The 13,758-nt window shown below is 63.7% G+C and carries 13 protein-coding genes; 3 read left to right on the plus strand and 10 right to left on the minus strand.

From position 1 onward, the window contains the following. Positions 1 to 546: 546 nt before the first annotated feature. Together mutS and fdxA are read left to right on the plus strand one after the other, a co-directional pair. On the plus strand, positions 547 to 3,120 hold the full coding sequence (mutS, locus tag CAG34_RS26110) for a DNA mismatch repair protein MutS (protein ID WP_178080901.1): 2,574 nt from the start codon (positions 547 to 549) through the stop codon (positions 3,118 to 3,120). Between the two features lie 140 nt (positions 3,121 to 3,260). Continuing rightward, positions 3,261 to 3,584, plus strand: coding sequence for a ferredoxin FdxA (gene fdxA / locus CAG34_RS26115; protein WP_004375459.1), 324 nt, complete (start codon positions 3,261 to 3,263; stop codon positions 3,582 to 3,584). Between the two features lie 618 nt (positions 3,585 to 4,202). On the opposite strand, the gene rpoS is transcribed toward fdxA, so the two are convergent. From rpoS to CAG34_RS26155, 8 genes are all read right to left on the minus strand, one after another. Further along, positions 4,203 to 5,210 carry an RNA polymerase sigma factor RpoS gene (gene rpoS / locus CAG34_RS26120; protein WP_013971277.1) on the minus strand — a complete coding sequence of 336 codons (1,008 nt, stop codon included), beginning with the start codon at positions 5,208 to 5,210 and terminating at the stop codon, positions 4,203 to 4,205. Positions 5,211 to 5,318: 108 nt separating this feature from the next. Next, a complete protein-coding gene (locus tag CAG34_RS26125; protein ID WP_084785063.1) occupies positions 5,319 to 6,176 on the minus strand; it encodes a peptidoglycan DD-metalloendopeptidase family protein in 858 nt (285 codons plus the stop codon). A 220-nt stretch (positions 6,177 to 6,396) separates the two neighbouring features. Next, a complete protein-coding gene (locus CAG34_RS26130) occupies positions 6,397 to 7,035 on the minus strand; it encodes a protein-L-isoaspartate(D-aspartate) O-methyltransferase (protein WP_015269209.1) in 639 nt (212 codons plus the stop codon). 35 nt (positions 7,036 to 7,070) lie between these two features. Beyond that, on the minus strand, positions 7,071 to 7,820 hold the full coding sequence (surE, locus tag CAG34_RS26135; RefSeq protein ID WP_025337991.1) for a 5'/3'-nucleotidase SurE: 750 nt from the start codon (positions 7,818 to 7,820) through the stop codon (positions 7,071 to 7,073). Next, on the minus strand, positions 7,808 to 8,866 hold the full coding sequence (gene truD, locus CAG34_RS26140) for a tRNA pseudouridine(13) synthase TruD (RefSeq protein WP_085593278.1): 1,059 nt from the start codon (positions 8,864 to 8,866) through the stop codon (positions 7,808 to 7,810). The genes surE and truD overlap by 13 nt, the downstream gene beginning before the upstream one ends. Next, positions 8,863 to 9,336 (minus strand): 2-C-methyl-D-erythritol 2,4-cyclodiphosphate synthase, encoded by a 474-nt coding sequence (gene ispF, locus CAG34_RS26145; RefSeq protein WP_015269207.1) that lies wholly within the window; start codon positions 9,334 to 9,336, stop codon positions 8,863 to 8,865. The genes truD and ispF overlap by 4 nt, the downstream gene beginning before the upstream one ends. Before the next feature lie 176 nt (positions 9,337 to 9,512). Next, on the minus strand, positions 9,513 to 10,367 hold the full coding sequence (gene fghA, locus CAG34_RS26150) for an S-formylglutathione hydrolase (RefSeq protein WP_085593280.1): 855 nt from the start codon (positions 10,365 to 10,367) through the stop codon (positions 9,513 to 9,515). 8 nt (positions 10,368 to 10,375) lie between these two features. After that, positions 10,376 to 11,488, minus strand: a complete 1,113-nt coding sequence (locus CAG34_RS26155; protein WP_016712915.1) for an S-(hydroxymethyl)glutathione dehydrogenase/class III alcohol dehydrogenase — start codon at positions 11,486 to 11,488, stop codon at positions 10,376 to 10,378. Between the two features lie 107 nt (positions 11,489 to 11,595). On the opposite strand from CAG34_RS26155, the gene CAG34_RS26160 reads away from it, so the two are divergent. After that, positions 11,596 to 12,492, plus strand: coding sequence for a LysR substrate-binding domain-containing protein (locus CAG34_RS26160; RefSeq protein WP_025337988.1), 897 nt, complete (start codon positions 11,596 to 11,598; stop codon positions 12,490 to 12,492). 130 nt (positions 12,493 to 12,622) lie between these two features. Here the strand turns inward: CAG34_RS26160 and ispD are convergent, their stop codons facing one another. Beyond that, a complete protein-coding gene (ispD, locus tag CAG34_RS26170; protein WP_085593282.1) occupies positions 12,623 to 13,330 on the minus strand; it encodes a 2-C-methyl-D-erythritol 4-phosphate cytidylyltransferase in 708 nt (235 codons plus the stop codon). Continuing rightward, the gene (gene ftsB, locus CAG34_RS26175) at positions 13,327 to 13,608 is read right to left on the minus strand and encodes a cell division protein FtsB (RefSeq protein ID WP_004375443.1); all 282 of its coding nucleotides are present in this window, start codon (positions 13,606 to 13,608) and stop codon (positions 13,327 to 13,329) included. Before ftsB ends, ispD begins: the two co-directional genes overlap by 4 nt. Positions 13,609 to 13,758 lie beyond the last annotated feature (150 nt).

The raw sequence follows: 13,758 nt of genomic DNA on the forward strand, positions 1-13,758 counted from the left end.
GGATTTTTATCGCCCATGAGATCGAGCGCCGCCCGCGCGGCGCATCGCCGGCAAGCCGGCTCCCACATCTGTTTCGGGCCAATTACTCCTGGGGCAGCGGCGCGCGACCCTTGGGTATCGCCTCAATATCGAGTCGGGCAAACAAGGCGGGCAGCGGAGGACTCACAGGCATGACTGGCCCGAAACAGATGTGGGAGCCGGCTTGCCGGCGATGCGCCGCGCGGGCGGCGCTCGATCTCACAGGCGCCAAACCGCTCAAGGCATGCACCTCAAGTCCACACCCAATCAGAAATTCAGCCGCAGCACACTACGCCAGATATTCTTCATCGGTGAGCGACGGTGCTCGGCCCAGTTGCGCTTCTGTCAACATGCCTCAGTGCATCCCTGCACACTCGCCGGACTTGCAGGTACAGCCTGCCGGGTAGCCGTGTTAACCTATGCGGCTTGAAAATCCGGTGGGTCTCGGCGTCGCGCGTGCAACACAGAACGCCCCAATTTGCCCCACAATATTGAGACCTACTTTCTAAGCCTTTGATGAATAAAGCAATTTCCGATTTCTCCGCACACACCCCGATGATGCAGCAGTACTGGAAGCTGAAGAACCAGCACCCGGACCAGCTGATGTTCTACCGCATGGGCGACTTCTACGAGATCTTCTACGACGATGCGAAAAAAGCCGCAAAGCTGCTGGACATCACCCTGACCGCGCGCGGTCAGTCGGCCGGCCAGTCCATCCCCATGTGCGGGATTCCGTTCCATTCGCTGGAAGGCTACCTGGCCAAGCTGGTCAAGCTCGGCGAATCGGTGGTGATCTGCGAGCAGATTGGCGACCCCGCCACCAGCAAGGGCCCGGTGGAACGCCAGGTGGTGCGCATCATCACCCCGGGTACGGTCAGCGACGAGGCCCTGCTCGACGAGCGTCGCGACAACCTGATTGCCGCGCTGCTCGGGGACGAGCGCCTGTTCGGCCTGGCCGTACTGGACATCACCAGTGGCAACTTCAGCGTGCAGGAGATCAAGGGCTGGGAAAACCTGCTGGCCGAGCTCGAGCGCCTGAACCCGGTCGAGCTGCTGATCCCCGACGACTGGCCGCGCGACCTGCCTGCCGAGAAACGCCCGGGCGCCCGTCGCCGTGCGCCATGGGACTTCGACCGCGACTCGGCGCGCAAGGCCCTGTGCCAGCAGTTCGCGACCAAGGACCTCAAGGGCTTTGGCTGCGACAAGCTGACCCTGGCCATCGGCGCCGCCGGTTGCCTGCTGATCTATGCCAAGGAAACCCAGCGCACCGCCCTGCCGCACCTGCGCAGCCTGCGCCACGAACGCCTGGACGACACGGTCATCCTCGACGGCGCCAGCCGCCGCAACCTGGAGCTGGACATCAACCTGGCCGGCGGCCGTGACAACACCCTGCAGTCGGTGATCGACCGCTGCCAGACCGCCATGGCCAGCCGATTGCTGAGCCGCTGGTTGAACCGCCCGTTGCGCGACCTCAAGGTGCTGCAGGCACGCCAGGATTCGATCCGCTGCCTGCTCGACGGCTACCGCTTCGAGAAGCTGCAGCCGCAGCTCAAGGAAATCGGCGATATCGAGCGGATTCTCGCCCGTATCGGCCTGCGCAACGCCCGCCCACGCGACCTGGCTCGCCTGCGCGATGCCCTGGGCGCGCTGCCCGAGCTGCAGAACGCCATGGCCGAGCTTGAGGCGCCGCACCTGGCACGCCTGGCCGCCATTACCGGCACCTACCCCGAACTGGCCAGCCTGCTGGAGCGGGCGATCATCGACAACCCGCCGGCGGTGATCCGCGATGGCGGCGTGCTCAAGGCCGGTTATGACAACGAACTGGACGAGCTGCTGGCGATCAGCGAGAACGCCGGCCAGTTCCTGATCGACCTGGAAGCCCGGGAAAAGGCCCGCACCGGCCTGGCCAACCTCAAGGTCGGCTACAACCGGGTGCATGGCTACTTCATCGAGCTGCCGACCAAGCAGGCCGAGCAGGCCCCGGGCGACTACATCCGCCGCCAGACCCTGAAAGGCGCCGAGCGCTTCATCACCCCGGAGCTGAAGGCGTTCGAGGACAAGGCCCTGTCGGCCAAGAGCCGCGCCCTGGCCCGCGAAAAGATGCTCTACGACGCCCTGCTGGAAACCTTGATCAGCCACCTGGCACCGCTGCAGGACAGCGCCGCCGCCCTGGCCGAACTGGACGTGCTCAGCAACCTGGCCGAACGTGCACTGAACCTGGACCTGAACTGCCCGCGCTTCGTCGACGAGCCGTGCCTGCGCATCGAGCAGGGCCGCCACCCTGTGGTGGAACAGGTATTGACCACGCCGTTCGTGGCCAACGACCTGGGCCTGGACAACAGCACACGCATGCTGATCATCACCGGCCCGAACATGGGCGGTAAGTCCACCTACATGCGCCAGACCGCCCTGATCGTGCTGCTGGCGCATATCGGCAGCTTCGTGCCGGCAGCCAGCTGCGAGCTGTCGCTGGTCGACCGCATCTTCACCCGCATCGGCTCCAGCGACGACCTGGCCGGCGGCCGCTCGACCTTCATGGTCGAGATGAGCGAAACCGCCAACATCCTGCACAACGCCACCGACCGCAGCCTGGTGCTGATGGACGAAGTGGGCCGTGGCACCAGTACCTTCGACGGCCTGTCGCTGGCCTGGGCCGCCGCCGAGCGCCTGGCCCAGCTGCGTGCCTACACGCTGTTCGCCACGCACTACTTCGAGCTCACCGTGCTGCCGGAAAGCGAGCCGCTGGTGGCCAACGTGCACCTGAACGCCACCGAGCACAACGAACGCATCGTGTTCCTGCACCACGTGCTGCCTGGCCCTGCCAGCCAGAGCTACGGCCTGGCCGTGGCGCAGCTGGCCGGCGTGCCGACGGCCGTCATCCAGCGTGCCCGTGAACACCTGGCAAGGCTGGAAACCACCAGCCTGGCGCATGAACAGCCCCCGGCCCAAAAGGCCAAGGACGTGCCACAGGTCCCGCACCAGAGCGACCTGTTCGCCAGCCTGCCACACCCGGCCATCGAGAAGCTGGGCAAGCTGCAGCTGGACGACATGACCCCGCGTCAAGCTATCGAAATGCTATATCAACTAAAGAACCTGTTATAACGGCGCCCACTACAAGCTGGTAGAATCCGCCGCGGTTTGCTGGTGCTGCAGGTTATTAGCCTGGCCTGCAGCCACATGCCCGCAAACCGCGCGGCCCTGAGAGGAAGGGCCGCCGCCGTCGCCTGAGGAGAGAATTAGAAATGACCTTCGTCGTCACCGACAACTGCATCAAATGCAAATACACCGACTGCGTGGAAGTCTGCCCGGTGGACTGCTTCTACGAAGGCCCGAACTTCCTGGTCATCCACCCGGACGAGTGCATCGACTGCGCCCTGTGCGAGCCGGAATGCCCAGCGCAAGCCATCTTCTCGGAAGACGAAGTGCCTGCGGGCATGGAGAACTTCATCGAGCTGAACGCCGAACTGGCGGAAATCTGGCCGAACATCACCGAGCGTAAGGACGCCCTGCCGGACGCTGAAGAGTGGGATGGCAAGACTGGCAAGATTGCAGACCTGGAGCGCTGATAGCGTCCGGACACGAAAAAGGCCCCTTGGGGCCTTTTTTTGTTTTCTGCGGGCAAAAAAAAGGGGCGGTTTGACCCGCCCACATTTTTTCCGTAGTCCCTGCTTGTCCCAAACATCATCCTGATGAAATCGCCTCTTGCGACGTCCCTGGCTTTCCTCCTGAAAGCCTGTGCATGTCCCTGTGCACAGTTCGAATACTAGCGACTTGAGCCGGGCGGGCAACCGCTAAACCTCACAGGGTGTTGCAGGTGACACATTTCCTCACAGCTGAATAAGCCAGGTTTTTCAATGAGTTGGGAAAACGCAGGATCTGGATACGACAATGATTTACTGAAGCGTACATAGAAGGCTTACAAAACAAGTAAGCAAAGGCTTACACGCGATGTTACTGGGGTAGCGCAGTACATAATGTTTTGGGGCTGCTTTGCAGCCCTTTCGCGACACAAGGCCGCTCCCACAGGATAGTGGTGCATCCAAAGGCGATGAAATACCTGTGGGAGCGGCCTTGTGTCGCGAAAGGGGCGCAAAGCGCCCCCGGCAATTCTGAATGGGCACCTCTGATCGAAACATACAAAAACGCCCCGAAATCATCGGGGCGCTTTGTATTGCAGGCTTCCGCTACTGGAACAACGACTCACTGGACAGGCCGTTCTTCTCGAGGATCTCACGCAAACGCTTGAGCCCCTCGACCTGGATCTGCCGCACCCGCTCACGGGTCAGGCCAATCTCCAGGCCGACATCTTCCAGCGTACTGCTTTCATGCCCGCGCAGGCCAAAGCGGCGCACCACCACTTCACGCTGCTTGTCGGTCAACTCGCCCAGCCATTGGTCGATGCTCTGCGACAGATCGTCATCCTGCAGCAGTTCGCACGGGTCGGTCGGGCGGTCGTCGGTCAGGGTATCGAGCAGGGTCTTGTCTGAGTCCGGGCCGAGCGACACGTCCACCGAAGACACCCGCTCGTTCAGGCCCAGCATGCGCTTGACCTCGGCGACCGGTTTCTCCAGCAGCGTGGCGATTTCTTCTGGCGAGGGTTCGTGGTCCAGTTTCTGGGTCAGCTCGCGCGCAGCGCGCAGGTAGACGTTCAGTTCCTTGACCACGTGGATCGGCAGGCGAATGGTGCGGGTCTGGTTCATGATCGCCCGCTCTATGGTCTGGCGAATCCACCAGGTCGCATAGGTCGAGAACCGGAAACCACGCTCCGGGTCGAACTTCTCGACGGCACGGATCAGCCCCAGGTTGCCCTCCTCGATCAGGTCGAGCAGCGACAGGCCGCGGTTCACGTAACGACGGGCAATTTTTACAACCAGGCGCAGGTTGCTTTCGATCATGCGCTTGCGGCCGGCAGGGTCGCCCTTTTGCGACAGGCGCGCAAAATGCACTTCCTCTTCCGGCGAAAGCAGAGGCGAGAATCCGATCTCGTTGAGATACAACTGGGTGGCATCGAGCGCCCGGCTGTAATCGATATACTTGTGTTGCTTGAGCGAAGAGCCCGACTTGGCCCTCGTCCGAACCGAAGATACAGCAGGTTCGTCTGACACCACATCCGTTTCCAAAACGATACCCGTCTCCATCAGAAGCAGGTCATCGTCGATGTCAAACTCCGGCACTTCTTTACTGAGAGCCATTGTTATAGTCCTTTGCTGAGTTCGAACTCAGACTCGAGCGGCACCTATCTCCCTGGCAGCGCTGGAGCCTGTCCCCTCTACATCACAGGAACAGGCCGGGTACAACGGTCAACGACGTGGCAGGAACTGGAGCGGATCGACGGGTTTGCCCTGGCGGCGAATCTCGAAATGCAGCTTCACCCGATCTGTGCCCGTGGACCCCATTTCAGCAATCGACTGCCCTGCCTTGACCTGCTGCCCCTCCCGAACCAACAGCCTGCGGTTATGGCCGTAGGCACTGACGTAGGTATCGCTGTGCTTGATGATGATCAGTTCGCCGTAGCCCCTCAAGCCACTCCCGGCATACACCACTGCACCATCAGACGCAGCAAAAACAGGCTGTCCCAAATCACCGGCGATATCAATGCCTTTATTCAAACTACCGTTTGAAGCGAATTTTCCAATCAGCACGCCATTGGCAGGCCAGGTCCAGCCGCCTACCGCGCGCTCCGCGGCAGGCACCGTGGCGACCACCGGGGCGCTGCTGGAGGCTGCCGGCGTGGCCGGTTTGCTGGTGCTGGCAGGCGGTGTGCTGGTACTTCCCACAGGCCGCCGGATGACCGTGGTCTTGCTCGACGACGACGGGCTGGACACCACCGTGGTGCTGCCCGTAGAGCCGCTGCTGAAACGAATCGCTTGCCCCGGGCGAATGGTGTAAGGCGCCGCGATGCCGTTGCGCGCAGCCAGTTCCTTGTAGTCCCAGCCATAACGGAAGGCGATGGAGAACAGCGTATCGCCAGGCTTGACGATGTACTGCCCGGTGGTTACCGCCGGGCGCTTGGGCACGGTGTTATTGCGGTCGACCACCCGCGCGCTGTTGCTGCTGGTGCTCGAGCAACCCACCAGTAGCGTGCCCATGGCCAGTGCAATCACCAGAAGCGTGAAACCCGACCCGTCCTTGCGCTGCCGAATGACTGTGTGACCCACCCGCGCTCCCCTCATGGTGCCGAAAACGATATGAAGACAAGAAATGCAATATTATTGCAATTATAACCAAGCCCGCCCGCATTGGCAGGGTTGGTGAAAGACTGCTGCAAAGCCATGGCACACGCTGTGCGCTAGCGCTTCACCCCGCCAGATAGACAGGGCGTTGCTGCAAGAATTCGGTGCTGGCGCAAAAATATCGCGCGGCTCGAACCAGCAGTGTTCAGGCCAGCGGGCCGTTGAGCAGCGGTACGAAGCGCACTGCCCCCAGCACGCGGCGGGAGAATCCATGCTCCTCGCGCACGATCAGCATCAGCTGCTGGGTTTCGCCGGCTGGCCCCACCGGGATCACCATACGGCCACCGGGCGCCAGCTGGTCGAGCAATGCCTGCGGCACTTCCGGCGCCACGGCGGTGACGATGATGCCGTTGTACGGCGCCAGCGCCGGCCAGCCTTCGCAACCGTCGCCCCAGCGGAACACCACGTTGCGCAGGTTCAGTTCCACCAGGCGCTCCTTGGCCCGGTCCTGCAACACCTTGATGCGTTCCACCGAGAACACACGCTCGACCAACTGAGCCAGGATTGCCGTCTGGTAGCCCGAGCCGGTACCGATCTCCAGCACCTTGTCCAGCGGCCCGGCCTCGAGCAGCAGCTCGCTCATGTGGGCAACCATGAACGGTTGCGAGATGGTCTGGTTGTGGCCGATCGGCAGCGCGGTGTCTTCGTAGGCGCGATGCGCCAGCGCCTCGTCGACGAACAGGTGGCGCGGGGTACGACGGATCACGTCGAGCACCTTGGTGTTCGAAACGCCCTCCTCGCACAGGCGCTGGATCAGCCGCTCCCGGGTACGCTGGGAGGTCATGCCGATGCCACGCCGCAGCATATCGTCCTCGCGCATCAGAGCAGGCCCTCCAGCCAACCGTCGAGCTGCTCGAAGGCATCACTGAAGGTGCGGTCGAGCTGCAGCGGAGTGATCGATACATAGCCTTGCATCACCGCGTGGAAGTCGGTACCCGGGCCACCGTCCTCGGCATCCCCGGCCACGGCGATCCAGTAGCCTTCCTTGCCGCGCGGGTTGACCACCTTGGTCGGCGCCGCCGCCCGCGCCCGGTGACCGAGGCGGGTGAGCTGGATGCCACGAATGTGCTCCAGCGGCAGGTTGGGGATGTTGACGTTGAGCACGGTGCGCGGCGGCAAGGCCAGGCGCGACTGCGCCTCGACCAGGCGGCGGGCGATATGGGCCGCGGTTGGCAGGTTGTCCGGCTGGCGCGACAACAGCGAAAACGCCAGCGAGGTACCGCCAAGGAAACGACCTTCCAACGCGGCCGCGACCGTGCCCGAATAGAGCACGTCGTCGCCCAGGTTGGCACCGAGGTTGATCCCCGACACGACCATGTCCGGCGCCTGTGGCAACAGCCCATTGAGCCCCAGGTGCACGCAGTCGGTCGGCGTGCCGTTGAGGCTGATGAAGCCATTGGCCAAGGTCTGCGGATGCAGTGGCCGGTCCAGCGTCAGCGAACTGCTGGCGCCGCTCTTGTCTTGATCCGGGGCAATAACCACGCACTCGGCGTAATCCGCCAGCGCAGCGTGCAGCGCGGCGATGCCGGGTGCGGTAACACCGTCGTCGTTCGAAATCAGAATACGCATGAGCTGTCCGTCTGCCCCGCCGACACCAGATCCACGACTTCGCGCACCACCACGGTGGCGAAGCATCCGGCCGGAAGGACGAATTCCAGTTGCAGGATATCAGGCTCCGGATAATGCCACGTAAGACCGCCAATAGGGAGCCGCAGAATGCGTCGTTCGTGATCCATGCCCGCCAAGGCCAGCCACTGGCAAAGTGCCGGCTGCCGTGCGGCGATCGCATCCTCTTGTTGCGCAGTACTCCCCGTTGCCGGCGAATCGCCTGCCCCCCACAGCGGGCCGGTCGGATGCAGGTCAAGGATCGCCAGCCGAGGATCGGAACATTCCGACTCCCCAGCAGGAAAGAAGCTACGACTCGTGGTGAACGCCAACAGGTCGCCCACCTGCGCACGCGCCCAGCTGCCGTCGGCAACACGGGCTGCCAGCACCTGGTTGAACAGGTAGCTGCGTCCGGCCGAGAGCAACCGCGAACGCACGTTGCGCTGTTCAGGCAGGGCCTTGCGTGCGGCCCAATCGAGAGCGTCGTGAACGTTGCCGCCACCGTGGCCGAAGCGCTGGGTGCCGAAATAATTCGGCACACCGTGCTGCTTGAGCTGTTCCAGGCGCGCATCCACCGCCTGGTGATCGGCAGCCAGGGCAGTCAGGCGCAGCGTGAAGCCGTTGGCCGAATGCGCACCGCGCTGCAGCTTGCGCTGGTGGCGAACCTGCTTGAGCACACGCAGGCTGGCATCCTCGGCACGCGACAGGTCCGGGTCGGCCTTGCCTGGCAGGTGCAGGCTGAACCACTGGCGGGTCAGGGCCTGGCGGTCCTTGAGGCCGGCGTAGCTGATCGTGCGCACCGGCACCCCAGCGGCACGGGCCAGGCGGCGGGCCGCCTCTTCGGTGTTCAGGTCACGCTTCTCGACCCACAGCCACAGGTGTTCGCCCTGGCCCGAGAGGGGGATGTCCAGCACTTCGTCGACCTGGAAATCCTCGGCCACCGCCTTGAGGACAGCGGTACCCAGTGGTTCGCCCGATGCGCGCGGGCCCAACAGTTCCAGTTCGGTCATGCTGGCAGCAGCAGGGCTACCGAATGCACGGCGATGCCCTCCTCGCGGCCGGTGAAGCCGAGCTTCTCGGTGGTGGTAGCCTTGACGTTGACCTGGTCGAGTTCGACCTGCAGGTCTTCGGCGATCAGCTTGCGCATGGTCTCGATGTGCGGGGCCATCTTCGGCGCCTGGGCGACGATGGTGGCGTCGATGTTGCCGACCTTCCAGCCCTTGGCCTGGACGATGCCGACCACATGGCGCAGCAACACCCGGCTGTCGGCGCCCTTGAACTGCGGATCGGTGTCGGGGAAGTGTTTGCCGATGTCACCCAGCGCCGCCGCGCCAAGCAAGGCATCGCTCAGGGCGTGCAGCAGCACGTCGCCATCGGAGTGGGCCAGGAGGCCGTATTTGTGGGGGATACGCACCCCGCCCAGGGTAATGAAATCACCGTCGCAGAAACGGTGCACATCGTAGCCGTGGCCAATACGCATAGAAAAACGCCCTGAATGAGTCAGGGCGTGATTCTACCTGCTTTTGAGGCATTGGGGCTGCTTCGCAGCCCATCGCCGGCAAGCCAGCTCCCACAGGTACGGCACAGGGCCCGAGGTCCATGCGGTCGAGGTGGGAGCTGGCTTGCCAGCGATGAAGCAAGCACCACAGCTACGCCTTACATCCGCCCCAAGGCCACCGCATGATGACGCAGGTGCTCCTCGATGAAGCTGGCGATGAAGTAGTAGCTGTGGTCATAGCCAGGCTGCAGGCGCAAGTTCAGTTCATGCCCACCTTTGCGTGCCGCCTGCTCCAGGGCTTCAGGCTTGAGCTGCTTCTCGAGGAAGTCGTCGCGGTCGCCCTGGTCCACCAGCAACGGCGGGCATTCGCCGGCCGGGGTCTCGGCCAGCAGCACGCTGGCATCCCACTCGCGCCAGCGTGCACGGTCTTCACCCAGGTAGCGGCTGAAGGCTTTCTCGCCCCACGGGCAATCCATCGGGTTGCTGATCGGCGAGAACGCCGACACCGAGCGGTAGCGCCCCGGGTTGCGCAAGGCGCACACCAGCGCGCCATGCCCACCCATGGAGTGGCCACTGATGCTGCGCTCGCCCGAAGCCGGGAAGTGCGCCTCGATCAACGCGGGCAACTCCTCCACCACATAGTCGTGCATGCGGTAGTGCTGGGCCCAGGGCTGCTGAGTGGCATTGAGGTAGAAGCCGGCACCCAGGCCGAAGTCCCAGGCACCGTCCGGGTCGCCCGGCACCTGCTCGCCACGCGGGCTGGTGTCGGGGGCGACGATGATCAACCCAAGCTCCGCGGCCAAGCGCTGGGCGCCGGCCTTCTGCATGAAGTTCTCGTCGGTGCAGGTGAGGCCGCTGAGCCAGTACAGCACCGGCAGCTTCTCGCCCTGTTCGGCCTGCGGCGGCAGGTAGACGGCGAACACCATGTCGCAGCCCAGCACCTTGGAGTGATGCCGGTAACGCTTGTGCCAGCCGCCGAAGCTCTTCTGGCAGGAGATGTTATCCAGGCTCATGGCAAACCTCAGAAGTGGATCACGCTGCGAATGCTCTTGCCTTCGTGCATCAGGTCGAAGGCCTTGTTGATGTCTTCCAGACCCATGGTGTGGGTGATGAAGGTATCCAGCGGGATCTCGCCCTTCTCGGACATTTCCACGTAGCTTGGCAGCTCGCTGCGGCCACGTACGCCACCGAACGCCGAACCACGCCATACGCGGCCGGTGACCAGCTGGAACGGACGAGTGGCGATTTCCTGGCCGGCACCGGCCACGCCGATGATCACCGACTCACCCCAGCCCTTGTGACAGCATTCCAGCGCAGCACGCATCAGCTGCACGTTGCCGATGCACTCAAAGGAGAAGTCCACGCCGCCGTCGGTGAGGTCGACGATCACTTCCTGGATCGGGCGGTCGTAGTCTTTCGGGTTGATGCAGTCGGTGGCACCCAGCTGGCGGGCGATTTCGAACTTGGCCGGGTTGATGTCGATGGCAATGATGCGCGACGCCTTGGCCTTGACCGCACCGATCACTGCCGACAGGCCGATGCCGCCCAGGCCGAAGATGGCCACGGTGTCACCCGGCTTGACCTTGGCGGTGTTGAGCACCGCGCCGATACCGGTGGTGACGCCACAACCCAGCAGACAGACCTTTTCCAGCGGCGCTTCTTTCTGGATCTTGGCCACGGAGATTTCCGGCAGCACGGTGTACTCGGAGAAGGTCGAGGTACCCATGTAGTGGAACAGTTGCTGGCCTTTGTAGGAGAAGCGCGTGGTGCCGTCCGGCATCAGGCCCTTGCCCTGGGTGGCGCGGATGGCCTGGCACAGGTTGGTCTTGCCCGAGAGGCAGAACTTGCACTTGCCGCATTCCGGGGTGTACAGCGGGATGACGTGGTCACCGACGGCGACCGAGGTGACGCCCTCGCCTACCGCCTCGACGATCGCGCCACCTTCGTGGCCGAGGATCGACGGGAAGATGCCCTCCGGGTCGGCGCCCGACAGGGTGTAGGCGTCGGTGTGGCAGACACCGCTGGCGACCACGCGCAGCAGCACTTCACCGGCCTTGGGCATGGCCACGTCGACTTCGACGATTTCCAGGGGTTTCTTGGCTTCGAAGGCTACGGCAGCACGGGACTTGATCATCAAAGGTCTCCAGACAGAGGGTCGATTCAGTTTGGCAGTGTAATTCACCGCCTTTTGATGAATAATCCGGCCAAAGACAAAACATTATTGCCATACAGGGATAATCAATGAGCAGCCGCTGGGAAGGCATCGACGAGTTCGTCGCCGTGGCCGAGTCGGGCCAGTTCACCGCGGCCGCCGAGCGCCTGGGGGTTTCCTCGTCGCACATCAGCCGGCAGATCGCCCGGCTGGAGGAACGGCTGCAGACGCGCCTGCTGTACCGCAGTACCCGGCGGGTGACCCTGAGCGAGGCCGGGCAGACATTCCTGCAGCACTGCCAGCGCCTGCAGGATGGCCGCGAGGAAGCCCTGCGCGCCATGGGTGACCTGGCCAGCGAGCCCAAGGGGTTGCTGCGCATGACCTGCGCGGTGGCCTATGGCGAGCGCTTCATCGTGCCACTGGTGACACGGTTCATGGCGCTGTACCCGCAGTTGCGGGTGGATGTGGAACTGAGCAACCACACCCTCGACCTGGTGCATGAAGGCATGGACCTGGCCATCCGCCTGGGCCGGCTGGCCGACTCACGACTGGTGGCAACCCGCCTGGCGCCCCGGCGCATGTACCTGTGCGCTTCGCCGGCCTACCTGGAACGTTACGGTCGGCCACACAGCCTGTCGGAACTGGCGCGGCACAATTGCCTGGTGGGCAGCTCGGATTTGTGGGCGCTGCAGCAGGACGGCCGCGAGATCAGCCAACGAGTCCAAGGCAACTGGCGTTGCAACAGCGGGCAGGCGGTGCTGGACGCGGCGCTGCAGGGGATGGGGTTGTGCCAGTTGCCGGATTATTACGTGCTGGAGCACTTGAACAGTGGTGCGCTGGTGTCGTTGCTGGAGGCGCACCAGCCACCGAATACCGCGGTGTGGGCGCTGTATCCGCAGCAGCGGCACCTGTCGCCGAAGGTACGGCGGCTGGTGGATTACCTGAAGGAAGGGTTGGCGGGGCTGCCGGAGTATCGGCAAGGCTGAAGGGGTGTGTTGGCTGTGCCGGCCTCTTCGCGGGCTCGCCCGCTCCCACAGGTACAGCGCCAACCTGAAGGTATGCGCTGTACCTGTGGGAGCGGGCATGCCCGCGAAGAAACCAGCACTGGTCAAAGCCTCAGCGGCGCCCTGCCCAACGCTGGCGCAACCACTCCAGGTCTTCCGGCCGGGTCACCTTGATGTTGTCGCTGCGCCCTTCGACCAGCCGCGGCGCCTGGCCGGACCATTCGATGGCGGAGGACTCGTCGGTTACCAGCACATCCGACACCAGGCACTCGGCCAGCGCCCGATGCAACGCTCCAAGGCGGAACATCTGCGGCGTATAGGCCTGCCAGATGGTGCTGCGGTCGACGGTAGCGCCCACCCGACCACCGGCATCGGCCCGCTTGAGGGTATCGCGCGCCGGCACCGCCAGCAGGCCACCCACCGGGTCGCCCGCCAGCTCCGACAACAGCTTGTCCAGATCGCTGCGCGCCAGGTTCGGTCGCGCGGCATCATGCACCAGCACCCAGTCGCTGTCCGCCGCCCCTTGGGCATGCAGCATCAGCAAGGCATTGAGCACCGAGTCGGCACGCTCGCGGCCACCTGCGGCGCGCTGGATGCGCGGGTCGCTGGCGCAGCGCAGGCGAGGCCAGTACGGGTCACCTTCGGCAATGCTGACCACCACGCCCTTGAGCATCGGGTGGCCAAGAAAACAGTCGAGGCTGTGCTCGAGAATGGTCTGCCCGGCCAGCTCCAGGTACTGCTTGGGGCGGTCGGCAGCCATGCGGGCACCTACGCCCGCAGCAGGGATCACGGCCCAGAAGGCCGGTAAGGTTTCGATCATTTCTGTGGCAACTGGAAGAGGGTTTCGCCCTCTTTGACCATCCCCAATTCGTGGCGAGCCCGCTCTTCAACGGTCTCCATGCCTTTTTTCAGCTCCAGCACTTCGGCATCGAGCACGCGGTTGCGCTCGAGCAAGCGCTCGTTTTCGGCATGCTGCTCGGCAATCTGCTGCTTCAGCTCGGTCACTTGCGCCAGGCTGCCATTACCCACCCACAGGCGGTACTGCAGGCCACCCAGCAGCAGGAGCAGGACGAGGAACAACCAATAGGGACTGCGCATCACGTTATCCAGGTTAAAAAGGCTGCCGGGTACTTTTTACTTCGGGGCCTCGAATAGCACGAAGCCTGGCCGAGGCCAGGCTTCGTCGACAGAAACCCGTTGGAATGTAGGAAAGAACAGTACGAACGTTCCTACAACTCCGGCTGCTGT

The sequence above is a fragment of the Pseudomonas sp. B14(2017) genome (assembly GCF_002113255.1).
Taxonomy (GTDB): domain Bacteria; phylum Pseudomonadota; class Gammaproteobacteria; order Pseudomonadales; family Pseudomonadaceae; genus Aquipseudomonas; species Aquipseudomonas putida_Z.